The organism is Escherichia sp. MOD1-EC6819, from assembly GCF_002965765.1.
GTDB lineage: Bacteria > Pseudomonadota > Gammaproteobacteria > Enterobacterales > Enterobacteriaceae > Escherichia > Escherichia ruysiae.
This window is the reverse complement of the sequence record NZ_PTRG01000001.1, coordinates 94525-118658: the sequence shown is the minus strand read 5'-3', so window position 1 is coordinate 118658 and position 24134 is coordinate 94525. Positions and strand designations below refer to the sequence as shown.

The window sequence follows — 24134 nt, the reverse complement described above, 5'->3', positions numbered from 1 at the left end:
CGTTTAAATTTGTGATCAACTTCACACATGGATTTCGTTGAGCACTCATTGATGTAACTGATTATTTACAGTTAATTTACAGAGAAGATTTCTTCGACCATTGCCCCCGCCAGACGTTGTGCTGAACAGAGCCGTGGCATCCCCAGCGCGACGGTTTGCCAGCGTTGGGTTACTGACCAGCAAACAGGCTGCTTATCGGCATCCGACCACTTGCCCAGCCAACTTAAAAAGTCTGCATGATCCCCGCCTGTCGAGGCTCCAGGAGGGGAAAACCACTGATGGTAATAATGGCGAGTGGTCGGTGCCGCATTGATACTATCTGCCAGATATTGCGTCGCTTTCACGCGCAAATCACCCAGCAACAACGCCACCGCTTGCGGGCTTCCCAGATGGCAGGCATCGCCAAACGCTCCCCAGCGCAGCTCCTCCAGAGCAATAAAACAACGTCCCGGTAGCGACCAGGCGTTATACGCACCAGCACGCCAGCGGGTAAAAATTTGCTCACTCTGCTCACCTGCCTGAACCAGTAACCCTCGTTGCATTAACGCTTTTTCCTTCCAGCGACAGCGGGCAGAAAACCACTCATACAACGCGGCGATTTGCTGGGGAAGTTCCGGGAAAGCAGAGTACGAACGGTGATCCATTTTTTGCAATAGTGCCAGATGTTGCGCGATCTGCGTCAGCGCCAGATGACCGGGATCAAGCATCGCCGCCAGTTTTTCCACCAATGTCAGGCGCAGGCTAAGTGGCGCATTTAACATTCCGGCATTCGCCCACGTCTGAAGTTGTGCGCGCGCAAGAAGTTCCTGCATCAGTCGTTCACGAAGCTGCTGCTGATGGGTTTGTGGATAGCGGGCATCATCGCCCTGCGCCAGATCCACCAAAAAGCGGGGATAAACCGACTCCAGTACGCGACCAGAGCCGTCCAGTAACGTCTTTGTCAATACTGTTCTGCCATGAAAAGAGTTTGAATATCATCGCGTAACAACTGAGAGTCCGTATAAATCCAGCCATGAATCATCACGGTCTGTTGCAATTGCTGCTGCATCATCCTGACCACGGATTCATTTTGTTGACGCAGAGCCAGACTATCGCGTAAACGCGCCTGTAATTCCGTCAAACATAACGCGAAATCAGCGAAAAAAGTGTTCATGCCTGCCGTGACAGAATCATCGACCTGAACCGCCAAAGCTTTAGCCATTTGTTGGCAATAAAGGTCTACTTCTTCGGTTAACGTTCGTTGTAGCGCACTGTAATCAACGGCCTCTGGCGGTGATTTCTCACCACCCCGTCCCCAGTCAGGCTGATTCAGCCAGCGCGAGAACGTCTCACGCACAATGCCAAAACGGCTGCTCTGCTCATCCATTGCTTCCTGGTGGGATATTGCATCGCTGAACAGCTGGCGAGTATTGAAGTGTGGGACTGCGCCGTGAAAAGCAGGAAAATGAAAGCCGGGGCGAAACCCGGACTCATTCAATTCTGTTTTTACCCGTTGCTCGATGGGGTGAATAACATCGGTTAACACCCGGCAAAGGGTTGATTCCAGTTCAGCAAAACGCAGCGTAAAGTCACGGCTGATTTTGGTCTGTGCCGCCTGTAACAGCGTCTCGCAGCGGGTACGAATCTCGCTTAACGGCCATGAATCATGTTGAAACAGCACTGCTAACTGGGTATTCACCTCGTCTTGCTGCTGACGCAGAAAGTCGTTGGCTGATGCCAGAGCCACCTCGATTTCATGTTTAATCTCGCCACTCACCTGCACCTGATTAAGCTGCAATAGCTGCATATTTTCTTCAACCTGGAGGATATTTTGCCGCAATTGCTCGCAAACGACGTTCAGCCCGTGCGCGCGAAAATCAAGGTATTCCCGCGCTTGTTGGGCATAATTCAACAACTTATGCGAGGCAGATCGCAGTGCATATAACGACGCGTTGGCGTAGGCGGCATGGAGTAATGCCTGAACCGGTTGGGCGAACAGCGAATCTTCCCACAGTTGATCGGCAGCATGGCGAATATGGTCGATATCTGCCAGATCGGCATTGCACCAGCGCCTGCCAAGCGCGGCATGGGCAAAATCCTCCACCCAGCGTTGTTGCTCCGGTGCTGGCAACTTACCATTGTTAGCTAACTCATGACGTGCCCGATTTGCCAGATAGCCCCACATCGACGATACCGGAAATATCTGCCCTGGCGTAACACAACCTTTCATCAACGTCCCGGAAATCAGCGCCCGCACCTGTTCTGCATCGTCACTGTTACGATCCTGCTGATCGAACTTATTGACGAGCACATACAGCGGTACTGATTTCCCCACCGCTAAAACCGCCTCACGCACTTCTTCATCGGAGATTGACTTCAGTTGCGTATAGTCCAGCACCGCCAGCACTGCGGAGGCGCGCGCCAGTTGCTCGTTAAGCATTTTTTGCAGATGCGGTTGTCCGGCTTCATTCGGTCCGGGGGTATCCAGCAGCGTCAACTGCCCGGGATAACTCTCCAGCCCTGCCAGATGGACAAACTCCACTTCAATTACAGGAATATGCTCAATGGCGGCGTAAGCAGAAAAAGGAAAATCGACGTCCAGCGCCTTCGCCAGACGCACCAAATCATTCAAACTTTTCAGGCAATGAAAAATTGGCTGGGCACCAAGATAATATTTTTCAAAAGCAACGCCATTTTCGATCCGCTGCATAAGCGCACGCATATCTTTATCTATTTCCAGCAGTTCGGTCAGATGCTCAATATCGCAATCGCGCAGGCGTTGTTGTAATTTTTGGATTAAACAGTCGATTGGTGCGACATGCGAAAAATGCAGCACCGGTTCTTTTTGCCCCGGCGTATGGCGAATAAGCGTCGGCAGCGCAGTCATAGGGCGATTGCGATTAGGCAGAACTTCAGTGCCAACAATAGCGTTAATGGTGGTTGATTTCCCTGCTTTCATGGTGCCAATAATCGCCAGCACCATTTCCAGACGGGAAATTTTTCGCAGCTCATTATTCAGCATTGCGTGACGCTCGGCGATATTAGGCTGACTCCAGGGTAAAGCCAGTGGTGGTGCATCTTCTCCGGGCACAGAGAGCGGCATTTTTTCCAGTAACTGCAACTGTTGTCTGGAAAGCTGTAACAGACGTTCAGCCTCCTGACTTAACTCATATATTGTCTGTGTGTACATGGAAAATTCTTCCTTAAAGCAAATTTCATTATTTTTATTTAGCCAGATCGTTTTTTCGTTCTGTTGTCGGCTTTTATAATTACTGCAGGAAATAATTTTTATATTTAATATGTTGTTTTTATTCGGATGAATAAATCTCTTCCGACAAGTTAAAAGTCAGAAAGATAAAATAACAATTTAATTAAAAAAAGAACAAGAAGAGAGTTAACCTTAACTTAAATAATAAACAGAGGCAAAAAGATTATTTTCTTTTTGCGTTGTCTTTCAAATGAAAACGATCGTCGACTAAAATCAGCAGTACCCCCGACAAACTCAGGGATTTTGTGTATAATTGCGGCCTTTTTCGGCAATCTGCCGTTTTTTGGCGCTTTTGCCCTGCTGACTTTTGAGGAAATCCACATGTCATTACCACACTGCCCGAAATGCAACTCCGAATACACCTACGAAGATAACGGCATGTACATCTGCCCGGAATGCGCCTACGAATGGAACGACGCTGAACCTGCGCAGGAAAGCGACGAGCTGATCGTTAAAGATGCTAACGGCAACCTGCTGGCTGACGGCGACAGCGTTACCATCATTAAAGATCTGAAGGTGAAAGGTAGCTCTTCGATGCTGAAAATCGGCACCAAAGTGAAAAACATCCGCCTGGTTGAAGGCGACCATAACATCGATTGCAAAATCGACGGTTTTGGTCCGATGAAACTGAAATCTGAGTTTGTGAAAAAGAATTGATTTCGAATGCCGGGTGCGATACATCCGGCAACGGTGCCAAATGCCTGATGCGACGCTTGCGCGTCTTATCAGGCCTACAAATTCCCGCGCCATCCGTAGGCCGGAATAAGGCGTTTACGCCGCATCCGGCAACGGTGCCAATGCCTGATGCGACGCTTGCGCGTCTTATGAGGCCTACTCTTCATCTGTACAAAATTCAAACTACACTTAACTGACTTCTCTTAACTGAGGTCACCATCATGCCGTTAAGCCCCTATATCTCTTTTGCCGGTAACTGTGCCGACGCCATAGCCTATTACCAACGCACGTTAGATGCGGAACTGCTCTATAAAATCAGCTTTGGGGAAATGCCGAAACCCGCGCAGGAAAGCTCCGAAGGTTGTCCTTCAGGGATGCAATTTCCCGATACTGCCATCGCCCATGCTAACGTGCGCATTGCCGGAAGCGACATCATGATGAGCGATGCCATACCGTCAGGAAAAGCCAACTACTCCGGATTTACGTTGGTGCTCGATTCGCAACAGGTCGAGGAAGGGAAACGTTGGTTTGACAACCTTGCCGCCAACGGAAAAATCGAAATGGACTGGCAGGAAACCTTCTGGGCACATGGCTTCGGCAAAGTTACCGATAAATTTGGAGTGCCGTGGATGATTAATGTCGTTAAGCAGCAGTCAACACAATAGCCGGGCTTTAATAGCTGATGGGGAGAATTAGGGGGAGGGGCGATGCCTGCCCCATACCCAACATCACCGCCCATACTCATCTTCCATTCTCCGCTCTTCATCTTCCAGCTGCCGACGCTCCTGATCAAGCTGGCGCTGGCGGTCGTCCAGCTGCCTGCGGCGATCTTCAAACTGGCGGCGGCGGTCGTCATATTGTCTGCGACGATCGTCGCTCACTTGACGCTGCCAGCCGTCGTCGCGCGAATCTTCATAGTCACGCCCACGGTCAGGGTTATAAGCGTCGTTAATCGCCTGCTGAATATTACCAATCGTGTCGTCGATAATATCGGCCTGAGCCGGAACGGTGGTCAGCGTGAGCAGGGTGAAAAGAAAGAGCGTGGAGTAAGGTTTCATAAGACAGTCTCTGTGATGGACTGGCTTAACGTTAGTTGAGTGTGAATAACCGGAGTAGCGGAGTAATCTCAAATACGGTAAGGCGCAGACTCTTCCATTAGCTGGATAGCTCGCCGTTTATTTTCCGCCACCAGCACAATGCTATGACATTTTTGATCCGGAGAAATACTCCAGATACGTTCTTCCGGAATGCAGCCACCATCGTAGATCACTTTCGTGCCATCGTAAGGCCAAAATGTCTCTTGTTCAGTGTCTAATATAAACACCGAAATCTGATCGGACTCGCGCGCGATCTTCTGCCAGAGCATCTTCCCGCCATCATACTGATCAAAATCGCTGATGAGTGTGATTCCGCATTGCAGGATTAACGCTTCATACAGTCGCGTTGCCAGACCTTTATCACGTTCACCTGGGGAGACGCAGATACCTTCCACTTGTACCAGATCCGAGTCTTCCCACCAGCGTTCAACGGCAATAATATCGCTGCCGAACTCTTTTTTACGCTGCAGGTCGAGAGCGGCGAGTACCCGATGACGTGGCACGCCTGCAAAAACTTCAATGTCCGCTTCAATGATGGCCGCTCTTGGCGTCTGGCTGTCATAAATCACCTGTAACAGACGCCCGGAAAGCTCGATCTCTTCCACCACGCGAAAAGAACGAGCAACCGTCATTGGGCTATAGGTGGTTGGCATCACGATCATATGTGAATCGCCTCTTGTCAGTACTGACATAATTCCTTTTATATCCCATTCAGAGCAGAATTGCTCACAATAACAGCACGTTTGCTCCAGGCCTCTTGATAAATTCTGAAAATCATCCCTCAATTTGCCCCAATGCCTGCGCCAGTTGCACGCGGGTAAAAGGTTTGCGCAGCAGCGCCACTTCTGGCAACGCGGGGTTATAGCTGGGGCGTAAATCCTGACCGCTGATGAGCAGCAGCGTCAGGTGTGGGTAGCGTTTGCGTGCTGCATTGACCACTTCTGCGCCGCTCATACCGTCTGGGAGCATTAAGTCGCTGATAAAAATATCGATTTCCACTGATGCCGCCAGCAGATCCAGCGCCTGTTCGCCGCTGCTGGCTTCCAGCGTCAAATAGCCCAGCAGGTGCAACTGTTCGCAGATTGTCTGGCGTACTGCAGCTTCATCTTCCAGCACCAACACCAGCTTATCGCCGCTGACGGCTGTCTGTTCTACCACCGCTGACGATACATTTTTCGCCGCCAACAACGCACGGGGAAGCTGTAGTCTGACTGTCGTTCCCTGCCCCGGCGCGCTTTCGATTTCCACCCTCCCGCCGGACTGACGCACGAAACCATAGACCATCGACAAGCCCAGCCCGCTGCCACTGCCCGTCTGTTTGGTGGTAAAGAACGGCTCGAATACCTGGCTTTTCACCTCCTGCGACATTCCACAGCCATGATCGATAACCTCCAGAGCCACCATGTCCTGACGCTGCCCACCGCTACGGGTGACACGCTGGTTCCAGGTGCGGATTTTGAGGGTTCCCGTCAGCCCTTCCATCGCATCACGAGCGTTCATCACCAGGTTGATGATGGCGTTTTCCAGTTGGCTGATGTCAATCCACGCAGGCCACGCCGGAGACTGTGCTTCAATCTCCAGCGTCAGCGTTGTCGGTAAGGAGTGGCGCATCAATTCACTTAACTCTTCCAGTAATGTTTTCAGTTCAATGGCTTGTGGATGTAAGGACTGCTTGCGGGAAAACGCCAGCAGCCGTTGGGTTAGTAGCGCGCCACGTTCGGCGGCTTGCTGCGCCCGTTGTATTCGCGGCGCGTCGGGCGAGTCCGTGTTCACCAGCTCCAGGCTGCCAATAATCACCGCCAACAGATTATTAAAATCATGCGCCAGTCCCCCCGTCAGTTGCCCGACCGCTTTTAGTTTCTGGCTATGCAACAGCGCCTCTTCCAGCCCCTGCCGCTCGGTTTGGGCAATCTCCATCTGCGTGGTTTTCTCTTTCAGCAGCCGTGACGTCCGCTCAAGCGATGCGGTATTACGGGCGAAGACGTTAAAGGCGCGTGCCAGTTCACCTAACTCATCGCGCCGCTGTAACGCCGGAAAGCTGACGTCTGCTTCACCGTGCGCCAGACGGCTCATGGCGCGGGAAATCGCCGTCAGGTTTGAGCCGAGATTGCGATAGATGTACCAACCTGCAAATGCGGTGATCACCACCGCTAACAGGGCAAAAATCATGATCACCCTCTCGCCGGAGCGCAGATCCTGGTAACTTTGTGCTACCCGCTGACCGGAAAGCATCGCCACCTGTTCGGCATAATGGTTTATATCGCTGTTAAGGATCGCCACCAGAGCTTTGATGTGAAACATATACCAGCTAATCGCCAGATCGCTTTGCTCCAGTGACGCCGAAAGCGGCGCGAGTTTACGTAGTTCATCATTGAAATCAGTAAGTAGCGTATTTACTAACGGCGTATCACTATGAGTCGGCAGCGCAGACATCACTTCAACCAGTTGATGAATAATCGCCTGCGGTGCTGGAGTGGCAATGGCGGCAACGATCAGCCGGTTCATCTCGTTAAGCAAAAGATCATCTTCCGCGTAAGTGACTTTTTGCAGATGCCGCAGATAACTTAAGTTTTGATATAGCGAACTTAACAGCGCGTTACGCTCCAGATGTCGCCTTTGCCCCCGCTCCAGCATTCCGCCGACGCTGGTTTGCAGTTCATTGCTGCGCTGGATGATTCGCGCCACCAGCCCGGCGTCCTGCTGTGCTAAAGGCGCGTTCGCCAGTTGTGCAAGCGAGCTTTTTAATGCCCGCTGTGTCTCCTGCAATCGCTCGGCTTCACCTTTATATTCCAGCGCCCCCACCACCTGTGATAATCGCACCGCCGCTGTCGCCACGTTTGCGGTGTCGCGCGCCAGATTCAGGCTGCCGGTCATATCATCCACCGTTTGCTGCTGCACCTGCTCCTGCATCTGGCTGGCATGACGAAAGCCCATTACCGCCACGCCGCTGACCATCAGCGTCACCGCCACCACAAGCAAATTTAAAAGCAGCAACCGCCCGCGCGCGCTGGCAAAAAAGTGACGTCCGGGGTGCGCCATATCACGCTCCGTAAAGAAAAATCGCAATATGACAAATATGAACGGCTTCTGACATTTTGCATTTACTTTCCTGTGATGGAGTGCTGATATCGACAACCTCGCAGGAGTCCGCCATGAACAGCACGCCAGTTCTGGAGATGCGCAATATTGCCAAAGCCTTCGGCAAATTTTACGCGCTCAAAGGGGTGGATTTGACGGTTTACCCTGGCGAGATCCATGCCCTGATGGGGGAAAACGGCGCCGGAAAAAGCACGCTGATGAAGGTGCTGGCGGGGGCGTATACCGCCACCAGCGGCGAGATCCTGATAGACGGCAAGCCCTTTCACATTCGCACACCGAAAGATGCCTTAAGCGCCGGTATTACGCTGATTTATCAGGAGATGCAGCTGGCACCGAATCTGACGGTGGCAGAAAATATTTTCCTCGGCAGCGAGCTTTCCCACGGCGGGCTGGTGCAGCGTAAAGAGATGCTGGTGCAGGCGCAAAAAGTGATCGACCGCCTCGGCGCGCAGTTTAACGCCAGCGATAAAGTCATGACGCTGACCATCGCCGAGCAACAGCAGGTCGAAATCGCCCGCGCGTTGCATCGCAACAGCCGCATTCTGGTGATGGACGAACCTACCGCCGCCCTCTCCTCCCGCGAAACTCACCGCCTGTTTGAACTGATTATGCGACTGCGCGATGAAGGGATGGCGATTATCTACATCAGCCACCGCATGGCAGAAGTGTATGAGCTTTCCGATCGCGTCAGCGTGCTGCGTGACGGGCAATACGTTGGCAGCCTGACCCGCGACAATCTCAACGCCGGGGAACTGGTGCGGATGATGGTCGGCAGGCCGCTGAGCGATCTGTTCAATAAAGAGCGCGATATCCCGCTCGGCAAAGCCCGCCTGAACGTTCACCACCTGACCGACGGCGGCAAAGTCCAGCCGAGTAGCCTGCTGGTGCGTTCCGGCGAAATTGTCGGCCTCGCCGGGCTGGTGGGCGCCGGACGTTCCGAACTGGCGCAGTTAATTTTCGGCGTGCGGAAAGCGACAGGCGGAATGATTGAAGTCGATGGCGAACCGGTGGTGATCCACTCCCCGCGCGAAGCCATCGATCTTGGCATTGGTTTTCTCACCGAAAACCGCAAAGAACAGGGATTGTTCCTTGAAATGGCGGCAGCCGAAAACATCACCATGGCAACCCTGGAGCGCGATGCCAGCTGGGGGATGCTCAATCGCAAAAAAGCACAAACCATTTCCGATGACGCCATTAAGTTGCTCAACATCCGCGTGCCTCATGCCCAGGTGCGAGCAGGTGGGCTTTCGGGCGGTAATCAGCAAAAACTGTTGATCTCCCGCTGGGTGGCGATTGACCCACGCATTTTACTGCTCGATGAACCCACGCGCGGCGTGGATGTCGGCGCAAAAAGCGAGATCTACCGGATCATGAACGAGATGGCGCGCAAGGGCGTGGCGATCCTGATGATCTCCAGCGAACTGCCGGAGATAGTCGGGATGAGCGATCGCGTTTATGTAATGCGCGAAGGCAGCATTGCCGGTGAGTTAAACGGCAACAACATCACCCAGGAAAACATTATGACCTTAGCGACCGGCGTCAACGACGCCCATTCCCAGGCGGTGCGCTCATGACGACATCTGCAAAGACCTCTGCCAAAAAAATGTTAATGAGCGATCTGATGCAAACGGTCGGCATTTTGCCGATTCTGATCCTGATCGTGGCGGTTTTTGGCTTTATCGCGCCAAACTTTTTTACCGAAAGTAACCTGCTGAATATTACCCGCCAGGCGTCGATCAACATTGTGCTGGCGGCAGGAATGACCTTCATCATTTTGACCGGCGGGATCGATCTTTCTGTAGGTTCAATTCTCGGCACCACGGCGGTGGCGGCAATGGTCGTCTCCCTTAGCCCGGAGTTCGCCATGCTGTCGATTCCAGCGGCGCTGATGCTCGGCCTGCTGCTGGGGTTGTTCAACGGCGCACTGGTGGCCTTTGCCGGATTGCCGCCATTTATCGTCACGCTCGGCACCTATACGGCGCTACGCGGGGCGGCGTATCTGCTGGCAGACGGCACCACGGTCATCAACTCCAACATTAATTTCGAGTGGATAGGTAATAACTATCTCGGGCCGGTCCCGTGGCTGGTGGTGATTGCGCTGGCGGTGATCGTGGTGTGCTGGTTTATTCTGCGCCGCACCACACTTGGCGTTCATATCTACGCCGTCGGCGGCAATATGCAGGCGGCGCGTCTTACCGGCATTAAGGTCTGGCTGGTGCTGCTGTTTGTTTATGGCATGAGCGGCCTGCTTTCAGGGCTGGGCGGGATTATGAGCGCCTCGCGGCTATACAGCGCCAACGGCAACTTAGGCATGGGTTACGAACTGGACGCCATTGCGGCGGTGATCCTCGGCGGCACCAGTTTTGTTGGCGGGATCGGCACCATCACCGGCACGCTGGTCGGCGCGCTGATTATCGCCACGCTCAACAACGGCATGACCTTAATGGGCGTCTCTTACTTCTGGCAGTTGGTGATCAAAGGGGCGGTGATCATCATTGCGGTGCTGATCGACAAATACCGTACCCGACATCATCAAAGCGCATAACAACAATACCCTACACATGAGGAATACAGTATGAGATTGAAGCCCTTAGTGACCGCGCTCTGTGCAGGCGCGCTGCTGGCTGCGGCACCGTTCGCCCAGGCGAAAGAACTGAAATCGATAGGCGTAACGGTAGGCGACCTGGCGAACCCGTTCTTCGTACAGATAACCAAAGGCGCGGAGCTGGAAGCGCGTAAACTGGCAGGCGATAACGTCAAAGTGACGCTGGTTTCCAGCGGCTACGATCTAGGCCAGCAGGTGTCGCAAATTGACAACTTTATCGCCGCTAACGTCGATATGATCATCCTTAACGCTGCCGATTCAAAAGGGATCGGCCCGGCGGTAAAACGGGCGAAAGACGCCGGGATCGTGGTGGTGGCGGTTGACGTAGCGGCAGAAGGTGCCGACGCCACCATTACTTCCGATAACACCCAGGCGGGCGAAATGGCCTGTAAATACATCACCGATCGCCTGAAAGGCAAAGGCAACGTGGTGATCATCAACGGGCCGCCGGTGTCCGCCGTGCAGAACCGCGTCGAAGGCTGCCAGACCGAATTTAAACGCCATCCTGACATCAAGGAGCTCTCTGACAACCAAAACGCCAAGGGCAGTCGTGAAGGCGGGCTGGAGGTGATGACCGGGCTGCTGGCGGCGAATCCGAAGATCGACGGCGTGTTTGCGATTAACGATCCCACCGCGATCGGCGCCGATCTGGCAGCAAAACAGGCGCAACGTAACGAGTTCTTTATTGTTGGCGTGGATGGTAGCCCGGACGCCGAAGAGGCGCTGAAACGTGAGAACTCGTTGTTTGTCGCGACTCCCGCACAAGACCCACAGGTGATGGCGGCGAAAGCCGTCGAGATCGGTTATGACATTTTGCAGGGCAAACCCGCGCCGAAAGAGCCGGTGCTGATCCCGGTGACGATGATCGACAAAGACAACGTCGGCAATTACAAAGGCTGGACGGTGAAATAAGTCCGAAGCCGGGCGGCGACGCTGCCCGGCGACAGCGCATTAGCTAATCCAGGAGCGGGCATGATGGAACGTAAAGGTATTATCGCAGCAGGAAATATGCTGGTTGACCACGTCCACCAGATTATCCAGTGGCCGGAGCGCGGCTGGCTGGCTGAGATCACCCACAGCGAACGCTCCACCGGCGGCGCGCCGCTTAACGTCCTGCTGACGCTGGCGAAAATGCGCGCCGGGCTGCCTTTGCAGGCGGTCGGGCTAATCGGTCAGGACAGCGATGGCGATTACATTATGGCGATGCTGGAGCAATATCACGTCAACCGCCAGCATGTGCAGCGCACCACTTTTGCGCCGACGTCGATGTCGCAGGTGATGACCGATCCCAGCGGACAGCGCACATTTTTCCATTCACCGGGCGCTAACCGGCTGCTGGATCTTCCGGCGTTCGACCAGCTTGATAGCAGCATGAAAATCTTCCATCTCGGTTATCTGCTGTTGCTCGAAAGCCTGGATATGCCAGACGATGTTTATGGCACTCGCAGCGCCCGCCTGCTGGCGCAGATGCATGACGCTGGCTATGAAACCTGTCTCGATCTGGTTTCCCGCAAGGGCGATCCGCGCTATCAGCCGCTGGTATTGCCCGCGTTGCGTCATCTGGATTATCTGGTGATTAACGAACTGGAGGCTGGGGAATTTAGCGGGCTGGAGATTCGTTTGCCTAACGGCGAGCCACATATCGCGCATATTGCCGCCGCCGCGCGCGAACTGTTAGATGCGGGCGTGCGCCAGCGCGTGGTGATTCACTGCGCGGAAGGCGCATGGGGAGAGACGCCGGAACAGGGCGGCATGTGGATACCCTCACGGAAATTAGAACCGCGCGAGATTATCGGTAGCGTCGGCGCGGGTGATGCGTTTTGTGCCGGATTTTTGTATGGCTGCCACGAACGCTGGACGCTTACCGAGAGCATCAAACTGGCACATGCCTGCGCACGCGCGAGCCTGTTATGCGCCAACGCCATCGACGGGGCAAAAACACTGGAAGAGCTGCAAACAGAAATGTCGGATTAATGCACGTCGGCAGCGAAGACATAACCCAGACCGCGCAGAGTTTTAATCAACATTGGCTGATGCGGGTTCAGTTCGATTTTGCGTCGTAGTCGCATGATTAATACGTCGATGGTGCGATCAAACACCTCTATGCTGTCACTATGGGTAAACTCCAGCAACTGCTCACGGCTCAATACCCGACGGGCGTTTTGTGCCAGAGCCAGCAACAAGCAATATTCGCCCTGAGTCAGCTCAACAAGTTGCTGTCGCGGATTGTGTAGCTGGCAGCGTGTGGTATCGAGATACCAGCCATTAAATGACAGCCCGGCATTTTTCTCCTCATTGACCGCCAGCACGCCAACGCGCCGTAACACCGCTTTTAGTCGCGCGACCACTACCCGTGGGGTAAATGGCTTGCAGATGTAATCATCCGCGCCCATTTCCAGCCCGACCACCACATCAGACTCACTGCCCAGACCGGTCAGCATCACCACCGGCAATGCAGGACGCATTTTCTGTAGTTGTTGTAATACCATCAGGCCGTTGGTATCAGGCAACATCATATCCAGCACCACCAGCGCAATATCAGGATCGCCTTCAATACACGATATTGCCGCCTGTCCGGTATGGCAGACTGAAACCGTAAAGACATGTTCGCTTAACACGTCCTGCAACAGTGCACAGATAGCTGCGTCATCATCCACCACCAGCACCACGGGTTTCATGGTTACACTCCGCATTATTCACCTGATTAATCATTGTGCGTACTTCCTGGCGAAGTGAAAGAGGAAAGCAATATATATAATGAAAATATAATTCATGTCACATTATTGATATTGTTAATAGATATGCCGTACTTTTTCACCTTCAGCACAAATGCCTAATAAAATGGCTCGTTCCGCTCACACTTCCGTTTATTAAAGTCGTCGTTTCCCAATTATGATATCGCCAGCTTTAAATGACGTATTTTGCATGGATTACATATTTACGACACAAATGATAAATGGAGATTTATATGAATAACTCTCGGTTATTCCGTTTGAGCAGGATTGTTATTGCGTTAACCGCCGCCAGCGGCATGATGGTAAATACCGCTTACGCGAAAGAGGAAGCGAAAGCCGCCTCCCAATATACGCAACAGGTTAATCAGAATTACGCCAAATCATTACCGTTTAGCGATCGTCAGGATTTTGACGATGCCCAGCGTGGATTTATCGCTCCGCTGCTGAACGAAGGTATTCTGCGTGATGCGAACGGTAAAGTTTACTACCGCGCAGACGATTACAAATTTGATATTAATGCCGCTGCGCCGGAAACCGTAAACCCCAGCCTGTGGCGTCAGTCACAGATCAACGGTATTTCTGGCCTGTTCAAAGTCACCGATAAAATGTATCAGGTGCGTGGTCAGGACATCTCCAACATTACGTTCGTGGAAGGCGAGAAAGGCATTATTGTTATCGACCCGCTGGTAACGCCGCCTGCCGCAAAAGCCGCCCTTGACCTTTACTTCCAGCATCGTCCGCAAAAACCGATTGTTGCGGTTATCTACACCCACAGCCACACTGACCACTATGGTGGCGTGAAAGGTATTATCTCTGAAGCCGATGTTAAATCGGGCAAAGTGCAGGTGATTGCCCCTGCTGGATTTATGGACGAAGCCATCAGTGAAAACGTACTGGCGGGTAACATTATGAGCCGCCGTGCGCTCTACTCTTACGGCCTGTTACTGCCGCACAACGCGCAGGGTAACGTGGGTAATGGCCTTGGCGTGACGCTGGCAACCGGTGACCCAAGCATTATTGCGCCAACCAAAACGATCGTCAGAACTGGCGAGAAGATGATTATCGACGGCCTGGAGTTTGACTTCCTGATGACCCCAGGCAGCGAAGCGCCAGCGGAAATGCACTTCTATATTCCGGCACTGAAAGCCCTGTGTACCGCCGAGAACGCCACTCATACCCTGCACAACTTCTACACTCTGCGCGGCGCGAAAACCCGCGATACCAGCAAATGGACCGAGTACCTGAACGAAACGCTGGATATGTGGGGTAACGAAGCGGAAGTCCTGTTTATGCCGCACACCTGGCCGGTATGGGGCAATAAGCATATCAATGATTATATTGGTAAATATCGCGATACTATCAAGTACATTCACGACCAGACCCTGCACCTGGCAAACCAGGGCTACACCATGAATGAAATCGGCGACATGATTAAGCTGCCACCTGCGCTTGCCAATAACTGGGCCAGCCGTGGCTATTACGGTTCTGTCAGCCACAACGCCCGTGCGGTATATAACTTCTACCTCGGCTATTACGACGGTAACCCGGCAAACCTGCATCCGTATGGTCAGGTGGAGATGGGTAAACGTTATGTACAGGCGTTGGGCGGTTCCGCACGCGTCATCAGCCTGGCGCAAGAAGCAAACAAGCAGGGAGATTATCGCTGGTCGGCAGAGTTACTGAAACAGGTGATTGCCGCCAATCCGGGCGACCACGTGGCGAAGAATCTGCAAGCCAATAACTTTGAACAGCTTGGTTATCAGGCGGAGTCAGCCACCTGGCGCGGTTTCTACCTGACTGGCGCGAAAGAGCTGCGCGAAGGGGTACATAAGTTCAGCCACGGCACCACCGGTTCCCCGGATACCATTCGCGGGATGTCGGTCGAAATGCTGTTCGACTTTATGGCTGTTCGCCTCGATAGCGAAAAAGCCGCCGGGAAGAACATCAGCCTGAACTTCAATATGAGTAACGGCGATAACCTCAACCTGACCCTGAACGATAGCGTGCTTAACTACCGTAAAACGCTGCAACCGCAAGCCAATGCGTCCTTCTACATTAGCCGTGAAGATCTGCACGCCGTGCTGACCGGACAGGCAAAAATGGCGGATCTGGTAAAAGCGAAGAAAGCCAAAATTATTGGCAATGGTGCGAAACTGGAAGAAATTATTGCTTGTCTGGATAATTTCGATTTGTGGGTGAATATTGTAACCCCGAATTAATTCCACTCATTTTCGGGGGCATTCAAGCCCCCGAAAGTATTTATATTAAAAATACATACAGAAAATTAATACACAATATATATAAGTTATGAATGCGGTGGCTGAATAAAGCTATTTTTATTCATCAAGAAAATAGCCATACTGACGCCTTCAATGGATATTGATATTCACTACAGATATTGTTCGCAGCAGACAGGATGTATTTATTATGCCAACAGTTCTCTCTCGCATGGTGATGCAATTCAAAAAAGCAGCCTGGATAATTCCCGTCATCATGGTTTCGGGATGCTCATTATCTCCGGCGATCCCGGTGATTGGCGCTTATTATCCCAGCTGGTTTTTCTGCGCTATTGCCAGCCTTATTGTGACACTCATCACGAGGCGAATTATTCAGAGGGCAAATATCAATCTGGCATTTGTCGGAATTATTTATACCGCCCTTTTTGCTCTCTACGCCATGCTGTTCTGGCTGGCATTTTTCTAATCTATTTGAGATGCGCTCATGGAAAGTACGCCGAAAAAAGCTCCTCGCAGTAAGATCCCTGCCCTGCTGGTCGTTGCGCTGGCGCTTGTTGCCCTCGTTTTCGTTATCTGGCGCGTAGACAGTGCGCCATCAACCAACGACGCTTATGCTTCTGCCGATACCATCGATGTAGTGCCGGAAGTCAGCGGTCGTATTGTGGAACTGGCAGTCACAGACAACCAGGCAGTCAAACAGGGCGATTTGCTGTTCCGCATCGACCCTCGCCCATACGAAGCGAATCTGGCGAAAGCCGAAGCCTCCCTCGCGGCGCTGGATAAGCAAATTATGCTCACCCAGCGTAGCGTTGACGCGCAACAGTTTGGTGCCGACTCGGTTAATGCCACGGTAGAAAAAGCCCGTGCCGCCGCGAAACAGGCCACAGATACATTACGCCGCACCGAGCCATTACTGAAAGAAGGTTTTGTCTCAGCGGAAGACGTTGACCGTGCAAGAACGGCGCAGCGCGCCGCAGAAGCGGATCTTAATGCCGTATTGTTACAGGCGCAGTCAGCCGCCAGCGGCGTCAGCGGCGTCGATGCGCTGGTCGCCCAACGTGCGGCGGTGGAAGCGGATATCGCGCTAACCAAACTGCATCTGGAAATGGCAACCGTCCGCGCGCCGTTTGATGGTCGGGTCATTTCCCTCAAAACCTCGGTTGGGCAATTTGCTTCTGCCATGCGCCCTATTTTCACGCTAATCGACACTCGTCACTGGTACGTTATCGCCAACTTCCGCGAAACCGATCTGAAAAATATTCATGCCGGTACGCCTGCGACGATTCGCCTGATGAGCGACAGCGGCAAAACCTTCGAGGGTAAAGTGGATTCCATTGGCTACGGCGTGCTGCCGGATGACGGCGGTCTGGTGCTGGGCGGCCTGCCGAAAGTGTCTCGCTCTATTAACTGGGTTCGCGTTGCCCAGCGTTTTCCGGTCAAAATCATGGTCGATAAACCTGACCCGGAAATGTTCCGTATTGGCGCGTCGGCAGTCGCTAATCTTGAGCCGCAATAATGAGCGCGCTCAACTCCCTGCCATTACCGGTGGTCAGGCTGCTGGCGTTCTTTCATGAAGAGTTAAGCGAGCGGCGACCTGGTCGTGTGCCGCAGACCGTGCAGCTCTGGGTAGGCTGCCTGCTGGTGATTCTGATCTCAATGACCTTCGAGATCCCCTTCGTGGCGTTATCACTAGCGGTGCTGTTTTACGGTATTCAGTCGAACGCGTTTTACACCAAATTTGTGGCGATCTTGTTTGTGGTTGCCACGGTGCTGGAGATCGGCAGCCTGTTTTTGATCTACAAATGGTCATACGGCGAACCGTTGATCAGATTGATCATCGCAGGTCCTGTCCTGATGGGCTGCATGTTTTTGATGCGCACCCATCGGCTGGGACTGGTCTTTTTCGCCGTCGCCATTGTCGCCATTTACGGGCAAACCTTCCCCGCCATGCTCGACTATCCGGAAGTGGTCGTGCGCTTAACGCTGTGGTGTATCGTTGTCGGCCTCTATCCAACCTTGCTGATGACGTTAATCGGCGTGCTGTGGTTTCCCAGCCGCGCTATTACGCAGATGCATCAGGCGCTTAATGATCGGCTTGATGACGCGGTACGTCACCTGACAGAAAGCCTTGCGCCGCTACCCGAAACGCGGATTGAAAGAGAGGCGCTGGCGCTGCAAAAACTGAATGTCTTTTGCCTCGCGGACGACGCCGACTGGCGAACCCATAATGCATGGTGGCAAAGCTGCGTGGCAACGGTAACCTACATTTACTCGACGCTGAATCGCTACGATCCCACCTCTTTTGCTGATTCGCAGGCGATCATTGAGTTTCGGCAAAAATTAGCCATTGAAATCAACAAGCTGCAACATGCTATTGCCAAAGGGCAGTGCTGGCAAAGCGACTGGCGGCTTAGTGAAGATGAAGCGATGGCGGCACGGGAATGTAACCTGGAGAATATTTGCCAGACACTGTTACAGCTTGGTCAGATGGACCCGCACACGCCGCCAACGCCCGCCGCCAAACCGCCGTCAATGGTCGCCGATGCCTTTACTAATCCGGACTATATGCGTTACGCGGTAAAAACGCTGCTGGCCTGTTTGATCTGTTACACCTTCTACAGCGGCGTGGACTGGGAAGGCATTCACACCTGTATGCTGACCTGCGTGATCGTCGCTAACCCCAATATCGGTTCTTCGTACCAGAAGATGGCGCTACGTTTTGGCGGAGCTTTTTGTGGTGCAATTCTGGCGTTGCTGTTTACGCTACTGGTCATGCCATGGCTGGACAACATTGTCGAATTGCTGCTCGTACTGGCACCGATTTTCCTGGTGGGCGCGTGGTTCGCCACCAGCTCTGAGCGTTCTTCTTATATCGGCACGCAGATGGTGGTGACCTTTGCTCTCGCCACGCTCGAAAACGTCTTTGGTCCGGTTTACGACCTGGTGGAAATACGCGATCGTGCCATCGGCATTCTTATCGGTACGGCGGTATCGGCGGTGATTTACACCTTTGTCTGGCCTGAAAGCGAAGCGCGTGCACTGCCGCAAAAACTGGCTGGCGCGCTGGGTATGTTAAGCAAACTGATGCGTATCCCGCGCCAGCAGGAAGTCACGGCTCTGCGCACTTATCTGCAAATTCGTATAGGTCTACATGCGGCGTTTAATGCCTGTGAAGAAATGTGCCAACGCGTGGCGCTTGAACGTCAACTGGACGGCGATGAACGCGCCTTACTGATTGAACGCTCGCAAACAGTTATTCGTCAGGGACGCGACATTCTTCACGCCTGGGATGCCACCTGGAACTCGGCTCAGGCGCTGGATCACGCGCTCCAGCCGGACAGAGCCAGCCACTTTGCCGACGCACTGGAGAAATACGCTGCCGGTCTGGCAACCGCGCTCAGCCGTTCTCCTCAAATAACGCTTGAAGAGATACCCGCCTCGCAGGCCATCCTGCCCACCTTATTAAAACAGGAGCAACACGTCTGTCAGCTCATCGCCCGCTTGCCAGACTGGACAGCCCCGGCATTAACGCCCGCCACGGAACAGGCACAAGGAGCCACTCAATGATCAATCGTCAACTTTCACGCTTGTTGTTGTGCAGCATTCTCGGCAGCACGACGCTGATTTCCGGCTGTGCGTTAGTGCGTAAGGATTCAGCCCCTCATCAACAGCTTAAACCAGAGCAGATCAAACTTGCCGATGATATTCATCTTGCCAGTTCCGGCTGGCCGCAAGCGCAGTGGTGGAGACAGTTTAATGATCCACAACTGGATGCGCTGATCCAACGGACGTTAAGCGGTTCTCACACCCTCGCCGAAGCGAAATTGCGGGAAGAAAAAGCGCAGTCGCAGGCAGATTTGTTAGATGCTGGTTCACAATTGCAGGTGGCGGCGTTAGGGATGCTCAACCGCCAGCGCGTCTCTGCCAACGGCTTTTTAAGCCCTTATGCGATGGATGCGCCCGCACTGGGAATGGATGGTCCGTACTACACCGAAGCCACCGTAGGTTTATTTGCTGGACTGGATCTCGATTTATGGGGCGTACATCGCTCAGCGGTTGCCGCCGCCATTGGCGCGCATAACGCCGCGCTGGCAGAAACTGCGGCAGTGGAACTGTCGCTCACTACAGGCGTAGCGCAGCTTTATTACAGTATGCAGGCCAGCTACCAGATGCTCGATCTGTTAGAGCAAACCCGCAGCGTGATTGATTACGCGGTGAAAGCGCATCAGAGCAAAGTGGCGCACGGCCTGGAAGCGCAAGTACCGTTCCACGGCGCGCGGGCGCAGATTCTGGCGGTCGATAAACAAATTGCTGCCGTCAAAGGGCAAATCACTGAAACACGAGAATCTCTGCGCGCATTGACTGGCGCGGGCGCCAGCGATATGCCGGAGATCAAACCAGTGGCGTTACCACAGGTACAGACCGGCATTCCGGCGACACTCTCTTATGAGTTGCTCGCCAGACGTCCGGATCTGCAAGCCATGCGCTGGTATGTTCAGGCGTCATTAAATCAGGTGGATTCCGCGCGGGCGCTGTTCTACCCAAGCTTTGATATCAAAGCGTTTTTCGGCCTGGATTCCATCCACCTGGATACCTTATTCAAAAAAAGCAGTCGCCAGTTCAACTTCATTCCAGGCCTGAAATTGCCGCTGTTTGACGGTGGACGGTTGAATGCCAATCTCGAAGGCACTCGTGCCGCCAGCAACATGATGATTGAACGTTACAACCAGTCCGTGCTGAACGCAGTGCGCGACGTTGCAGTCAATGGCACGCGTCTGCAAACGCTGAATGACGAGCGGAAGATGCAGGCAGAACGCGTAGAAGCGACCCGCTTCACCCAGCGCGCCGCCGACGCCGCCTACAAGCGCGGTTTAACCAGCCGCTTACAGGCAACCGAAGCCGAATTGCCGGTGCTTGCCGAAGAGATGTCATTACTGATGCTGGATAGCCGCCGCGTGATCCAAAGCATTCAGTTGATGAAATCGCTGGGCGGCGGGTATCAGGCGGCTCCCGGCATCGAGAAAAAATAAAATGTCTGCCGCGTGATGGCTGTCACGCGGTATTTCGTTTCGTCACGTCAAAACTGACGACAGCCTGTTTTTCGTCAGAGTTTTGAATAAATAGTGCCCGTAATATCAAGGAATGTCCCCAAATAAAATGTGGCATAAAAGATGCATACTGTAGTCGAGAGCGCGTATGCGTGATTTGATTAACTGGAGCGAGACCGATGAAAAAAGTCGTCACGGTTTGCCCATATTGCGCATCAGGTTGCAAAATCAACCTGGTCGTCGATAACGGCAAAATCGTCCGGGCGGAGGCAGCGCAGGGGAAAACCAACCAGGGTACTCTGTGTCTGAAGGGTTATTATGGCTGGGATTTCATTAACGATACCCAGATCCTGACCCCGCGCCTGAAAACCCCCATGATCCGTCGCCAGCGTGGCGGCAAACTCGAACCTGTTTCCTGGGATGAGGCACTGAATTACGTTGCCGAGCGCCTGAGCGCCATCAAAGAGAAGTACGGTCCGGATGCCATCCAGACGACCGGCTCCTCGCGTGGTACGGGTAACGAAACCAACTATGTAATGCAAAAATTTGCGCGCGCCGTTATTGGTACTAATAACGTTGACTGCTGCGCTCGCGTCTGACACGGCCCATCGGTTGCAGGTCTGCACCAATCGGTCGGTAACGGCGCAATGAGCAATGCCATTAACGAAATTGATAATACCGATTTAGTGTTCGTTTTCGGGTACAACCCGGCAGATTCCCACCCAATCGTGGCGAATCACGTAATTAACGCTAAACGTAACGGGGCGAAAATTATCGTCTGCGATCCGCGCAAAATTGAAACCGCGCGCATTGCTGACATGCACATCGCACTGAAAAACGGCTCGAACATCGCGCTGTTGAATGCGATGGGCCATGTCATTATTGAAGAAAATCTGTACGACAAAGCGTTCGTCGCTTCTCGCACAGAAGGCTTTGAAGAGTATCGTAAAATCGTTGAAGGCTACACGCCGGAGTCGGTTGAAGATATCACCGGCGTCAGCGCCAGTGAGATTCGTCAGGCGGCGCGGATGTATGCCCAGGCCGAAAGCGCATCCATTCTGTGGGGCATGGGTGTTACCCAGTTCTATCAGGGCGTGGAAACCGTGCGTTCTCTGACCAGCCTCGCGATGCTGACCGGTAACCTCGGTAAGCCACATGCGGGCGTTAACCCGGTTCGTGGTCAGAACAACGTGCAGGGTGCCTGCGATATGGGCGCGCTGCCGGATACGTATCCGGGCTATCAGTACGTGAAAGATCCGGCTAACCGCGAGAAATTCGCCAAAGCCTGGGGCGTGGAAAGCCTGCCGGCCCATACCGGTTATCGCATCAGCGAACTGCCGCACCGCGCAGCGCATGGCGAAGTCCGTGCGGCGTACATTATGGGCGAAGATCCGCTACAAACGGACGCGGAACTGTCGGCAGTACGTAAAGCCTTTGAAGATCTGGAACTGGTCATCGTTCAGGACATCTTTATGACCAAAACCGCGTCGGCGGCGGATGTTATTTTACCGTCAACCTCGTGGGGCGAGCATGAAGGCGTGTTTACTGCGGCTGACCGTGGCTTCCAGCGTTTCTTCAAAGCAGTTGAACCGAAATGGGATCTGAAAACGGACTGGCAAATCATCAGTGAAATCGCCACCCGTATGGGTTATCCGATGCACTACAACAACACCCAGGAGATCTGGGATGAGTTGCGTCATCTGTGCCCGGATTTCTACGGTGCGACTTACGAGAAAATGGGCGAACTGGGCTTCATTCAGTGGCCTTGCCGCGATACTTCAGATGCCGATCAGGGGACTTCTTATCTGTTTAAAGAGAAGTTTGATACCCCGAACGGTCTGGCGCAGTTCTTCACCTGCGACTGGGTAGCGCCAATCGACAAACTCACCGACGAGTACCCGATGGTGCTGTCAACGGTGCGTGAAGTCGGTCACTACTCTTGTCGTTCGATGACTGGTAACTGTGCGGCGCTGGCGGCGCTGGCTGATGAACCTGGCTACGCACAAATTAATACCGAAGACGCCAAACGTCTGGGTATTGAAGATGAGGCATTGGTTTGGGTGCACTCGCGTAAAGGCAAAATTATCACCCGTGCGCAGGTCAGCGATCGTCCGAACAAAGGGGCGATTTACATGACTTACCAGTGGTGGATTGGTGCCTGTAACGAGCTGGTTACCGAGAACTTAAGCCCGATTACGAAAACGCCGGAGTACAAATACTGCGCCGTGCGCGTCGAGCCGATCGCCGATCAGCGCGCCGCCGAGCAGTACGTGATTGACGAGTACAACAAGTTGAAAACTCGCCTGCGCGAAGCGGCACTGGCGTAAATCAGTCCCTCTTACAGCCTCCTTTCGGAGGCTGTTTTTTTATCCATTCGAACTCTTTATACTGGTTACTCCCTACCCAATCGTATTATCAAAATGAAAAAAATTATCGCATTGATGTTGTTTTTGACATTCTTTGCCCACGCGAACGACTCCGAGCCTGGCAGCCAGTATTTAAAGGCAGCAGAGGCCGGGGATCGACGCGCACAATATTTTCTTGCCGACAGCTGGTTTAGCTCCGGCGATTTGAGCAAAGCCGAATATTGGGCACAGAAAGCCGCCGACAGCGGTGATGCTGATGCCTGCGCGCTGTTAGCGCAGATCAAAATCACCAATCCGGTCAGTCTGGACTATCCACAAGCAAAAGTGCTCGCCGAGAAAGCAGCGCAGGCGGGCAGTAAAGAAGGTGAAGTGACGCTGGCGCATATTCTGGTTAATAGCCAGGCGGGTAAACCAGATTATCCGAAGGCGATTTCGCTGTTAGAAAACGCCTCGGAAGATTTAGAGAATGATACCGCCGTTGATGCCCAGATGCTGCTTGGCTTGATTTACGCCAACGGCGTAGGCATCACGGCTGACGACGACAAAGCAACCTGGTATTTCAAACGCAGCTCCGCGATTTCCCGTACCGGTTATTCCGAGTACTGGGCGGGGATGATGTTCTTAAACGGTGAAGAGGGTTTTATCGAGAAGAACAAACAAAAGGCGCTGCATTGGTTGAACCTGAGCTGTATGGAAGGGTTTGATACCGGATGTGAAGAGTTTGAAAAATTAACCAACGGTTAAGATAGGCCTGATAAGACGCGTTAAGCGTCGCATCAGGCGTTGATGTCGGATGCGGCGTAAACGCCTTATCCGACCTACAAAAATCACGCTAAATCAGGCTATTGCACTGTCTGGCGTAGGCCTGATAAGACGCGGCAAGCGTCGCATCAGGCATTGATGTCGGATGCGGCGTAAACGCCTTATCCGACCTACAAAATCACGCTAAATCAGGCTATTGCTCTGTCTGGCGTAGGCCTGATAAGACGCGACAGCGTCGCATCAGGCATCCATACATTGCCGGG

The 24134-nt window shown here is 53.2% G+C and carries 19 protein-coding genes; 13 read left to right on the top strand and 6 right to left on the bottom strand.

Going from position 1 to position 24134, the window contains the following annotated elements; genetic code table 11:
* Positions 1-71: 71 nt before the first annotated feature.
* Positions 72-944, bottom strand: coding sequence for a diguanylate cyclase regulator RdcB family protein (locus A7Z06_RS00550; RefSeq protein WP_000169207.1), 873 nt, complete (start codon positions 942-944; stop codon positions 72-74).
* A complete protein-coding gene (crfC, locus tag A7Z06_RS00545; protein ID WP_105279303.1) occupies positions 941-3169 on the bottom strand; it encodes a clamp-binding protein CrfC in 2229 nt (742 codons plus the stop codon). The genes A7Z06_RS00550 and crfC overlap by 4 nt, the downstream gene beginning before the upstream one ends.
* A gap of 399 nt (positions 3170-3568) precedes the next feature.
* Between crfC and A7Z06_RS00535 the strand changes: the two genes are divergently transcribed.
* Positions 3569-3904, top strand: coding sequence for a zinc ribbon domain-containing protein YjdM (locus tag A7Z06_RS00535; protein WP_001300891.1), 336 nt, complete (start codon positions 3569-3571; stop codon positions 3902-3904).
* A 239-nt stretch (positions 3905-4143) separates the two neighbouring features.
* A complete protein-coding gene (gene yjdN, locus A7Z06_RS00530) occupies positions 4144-4587 on the top strand; it encodes a VOC family metalloprotein YjdN (protein WP_001131294.1) in 444 nt (147 codons plus the stop codon).
* 63 nt (positions 4588-4650) lie between these two features.
* On the opposite strand, the gene yjdP is transcribed toward yjdN, so the two are convergent.
* The 3 genes from yjdP to A7Z06_RS00515 form a co-directional block, all read right to left on the bottom strand.
* Entirely contained in the window at positions 4651-4980 is a 330-nt protein-coding gene (gene yjdP / locus A7Z06_RS00525; protein ID WP_000806200.1) for a DDRRRQL repeat protein YjdP, read from the bottom strand.
* 68 nt (positions 4981-5048) lie between these two features.
* Positions 5049-5681 (bottom strand): N-acetyltransferase, encoded by a 633-nt coding sequence (locus A7Z06_RS00520; protein ID WP_000636711.1) that lies wholly within the window; start codon positions 5679-5681, stop codon positions 5049-5051.
* Between the two features lie 112 nt (positions 5682-5793).
* Positions 5794-8058 carry a hybrid sensor histidine kinase/response regulator gene (locus A7Z06_RS00515; protein ID WP_000940968.1) on the bottom strand — a complete coding sequence of 755 codons (2265 nt, stop codon included), beginning with the start codon at positions 8056-8058 and terminating at the stop codon, positions 5794-5796.
* Positions 8059-8171: 113 nt separating this feature from the next.
* On the opposite strand from A7Z06_RS00515, the gene A7Z06_RS00505 reads away from it, so the two are divergent.
* Genes A7Z06_RS00505 through A7Z06_RS00490 form a run of 4 tightly spaced genes read left to right on the top strand, consistent with a single transcriptional unit; the run spans position 8172 to position 12697 of the window.
* The gene (locus A7Z06_RS00505; RefSeq protein ID WP_001089396.1) at positions 8172-9692 is read left to right on the top strand and encodes a sugar ABC transporter ATP-binding protein; all 1521 of its coding nucleotides are present in this window, start codon (positions 8172-8174) and stop codon (positions 9690-9692) included.
* Positions 9689-10663 carry an ABC transporter permease subunit gene (locus tag A7Z06_RS00500; RefSeq protein ID WP_000213467.1) on the top strand — a complete coding sequence of 325 codons (975 nt, stop codon included), beginning with the start codon at positions 9689-9691 and terminating at the stop codon, positions 10661-10663. Before A7Z06_RS00505 ends, A7Z06_RS00500 begins: the two co-directional genes overlap by 4 nt.
* 30 nt (positions 10664-10693) lie before the next feature.
* Entirely contained in the window at positions 10694-11635 is a 942-nt protein-coding gene (locus tag A7Z06_RS00495; RefSeq protein ID WP_001237473.1) for an ABC transporter substrate-binding protein, read from the top strand.
* 60 nt (positions 11636-11695) lie between these two features.
* Positions 11696-12697 carry a carbohydrate kinase family protein gene (locus tag A7Z06_RS00490; RefSeq protein ID WP_000970595.1) on the top strand — a complete coding sequence of 334 codons (1002 nt, stop codon included), beginning with the start codon at positions 11696-11698 and terminating at the stop codon, positions 12695-12697.
* Here A7Z06_RS00490 and A7Z06_RS00485 read toward each other — a convergent pair.
* Entirely contained in the window at positions 12694-13401 is a 708-nt protein-coding gene (locus A7Z06_RS00485) for a response regulator transcription factor (RefSeq protein ID WP_000805926.1), read from the bottom strand. The two genes, A7Z06_RS00490 and A7Z06_RS00485, sit on opposite strands and share 4 nt — an antisense overlap.
* Before the next feature lie 290 nt (positions 13402-13691).
* Here A7Z06_RS00485 and yjcS point away from each other — a divergent pair, with 290 nt between their 5' ends.
* From yjcS to yjcO, 7 genes are all read left to right on the top strand, one after another.
* Positions 13692-15677 carry an alkyl sulfatase YjcS gene (gene yjcS / locus A7Z06_RS00480; protein ID WP_010344854.1) on the top strand — a complete coding sequence of 662 codons (1986 nt, stop codon included), beginning with the start codon at positions 13692-13694 and terminating at the stop codon, positions 15675-15677.
* 208 nt (positions 15678-15885) lie between these two features.
* Positions 15886-16161, top strand: coding sequence for a YtcA family lipoprotein (locus tag A7Z06_RS00475; RefSeq protein ID WP_010344852.1), 276 nt, complete (start codon positions 15886-15888; stop codon positions 16159-16161).
* 18 nt (positions 16162-16179) lie between these two features.
* On the top strand, positions 16180-17211 hold the full coding sequence (mdtN, locus tag A7Z06_RS00470) for a multidrug efflux transporter periplasmic adaptor subunit MdtN (RefSeq protein ID WP_000446395.1): 1032 nt from the start codon (positions 16180-16182) through the stop codon (positions 17209-17211).
* Complete coding sequence (mdtO, locus tag A7Z06_RS00465; RefSeq protein ID WP_001275237.1) at positions 17211-19262, top strand: multidrug efflux transporter permease subunit MdtO; 2052 nt, start codon at positions 17211-17213, stop codon at positions 19260-19262. The genes mdtN and mdtO overlap by 1 nt, the downstream gene beginning before the upstream one ends.
* Entirely contained in the window at positions 19259-20725 is a 1467-nt protein-coding gene (gene mdtP, locus A7Z06_RS00460; protein ID WP_000610617.1) for a multidrug efflux transporter outer membrane subunit MdtP, read from the top strand. Before mdtO ends, mdtP begins: the two co-directional genes overlap by 4 nt.
* 197 nt (positions 20726-20922) lie before the next feature.
* Entirely contained in the window at positions 20923-23070 is a 2148-nt protein-coding gene (gene fdhF, locus A7Z06_RS00455) for a formate dehydrogenase subunit alpha (protein WP_077629703.1), read from the top strand.
* Between the two features lie 93 nt (positions 23071-23163).
* Positions 23164-23853 carry a Sel1 family TPR-like repeat protein YjcO gene (yjcO, locus tag A7Z06_RS00450; protein WP_000719884.1) on the top strand — a complete coding sequence of 230 codons (690 nt, stop codon included), beginning with the start codon at positions 23164-23166 and terminating at the stop codon, positions 23851-23853.
* Positions 23854-24134: the final 281 nt, after the last annotated feature.

Bases quoted from the DNA above. Each gene is read 5' to 3' on its own strand.
- crfC (WP_105279303.1), bottom strand. From the start codon at position 3,169: ATGTACACACAGACAATATATGAGTTAAGTCAGGAGGCTGAACGTCTG.
- yjcO (WP_000719884.1), top strand. From the start codon at position 23,164: ATGAAAAAAATTATCGCATTGATGTTGTTTTTGACATTCTTTGCCCAC.
- A7Z06_RS00505 (WP_001089396.1), top strand. From the start codon at position 8,172: ATGAACAGCACGCCAGTTCTGGAGATGCGCAATATTGCCAAAGCCTTC.
- A7Z06_RS00485 (WP_000805926.1), bottom strand. From the start codon at position 13,401: ATGAAACCCGTGGTGCTGGTGGTGGATGATGACGCAGCTATCTGTGCA.
- yjdP (WP_000806200.1), bottom strand. From the start codon at position 4,980: ATGAAACCTTACTCCACGCTCTTTCTTTTCACCCTGCTCACGCTGACC.
- A7Z06_RS00520 (WP_000636711.1), bottom strand. From the start codon at position 5,681: ATGATCGTGATGCCAACCACCTATAGCCCAATGACGGTTGCTCGTTCT.
- yjcS (WP_010344854.1), top strand. From the start codon at position 13,692: ATGAATAACTCTCGGTTATTCCGTTTGAGCAGGATTGTTATTGCGTTA.
- mdtN (WP_000446395.1), top strand. From the start codon at position 16,180: ATGGAAAGTACGCCGAAAAAAGCTCCTCGCAGTAAGATCCCTGCCCTG.
- A7Z06_RS00490 (WP_000970595.1), top strand. From the start codon at position 11,696: ATGATGGAACGTAAAGGTATTATCGCAGCAGGAAATATGCTGGTTGAC.
- A7Z06_RS00495 (WP_001237473.1), top strand. From the start codon at position 10,694: ATGAGATTGAAGCCCTTAGTGACCGCGCTCTGTGCAGGCGCGCTGCTG.
- A7Z06_RS00515 (WP_000940968.1), bottom strand. From the start codon at position 8,058: ATGGCGCACCCCGGACGTCACTTTTTTGCCAGCGCGCGCGGGCGGTTG.
- A7Z06_RS00475 (WP_010344852.1), top strand. From the start codon at position 15,886: ATGCCAACAGTTCTCTCTCGCATGGTGATGCAATTCAAAAAAGCAGCC.
- mdtP (WP_000610617.1), top strand. From the start codon at position 19,259: ATGATCAATCGTCAACTTTCACGCTTGTTGTTGTGCAGCATTCTCGGC.
- yjdN (WP_001131294.1), top strand. From the start codon at position 4,144: ATGCCGTTAAGCCCCTATATCTCTTTTGCCGGTAACTGTGCCGACGCC.
- mdtO (WP_001275237.1), top strand. From the start codon at position 17,211: ATGAGCGCGCTCAACTCCCTGCCATTACCGGTGGTCAGGCTGCTGGCG.
- A7Z06_RS00500 (WP_000213467.1), top strand. From the start codon at position 9,689: ATGACGACATCTGCAAAGACCTCTGCCAAAAAAATGTTAATGAGCGAT.
- A7Z06_RS00535 (WP_001300891.1), top strand. From the start codon at position 3,569: ATGTCATTACCACACTGCCCGAAATGCAACTCCGAATACACCTACGAA.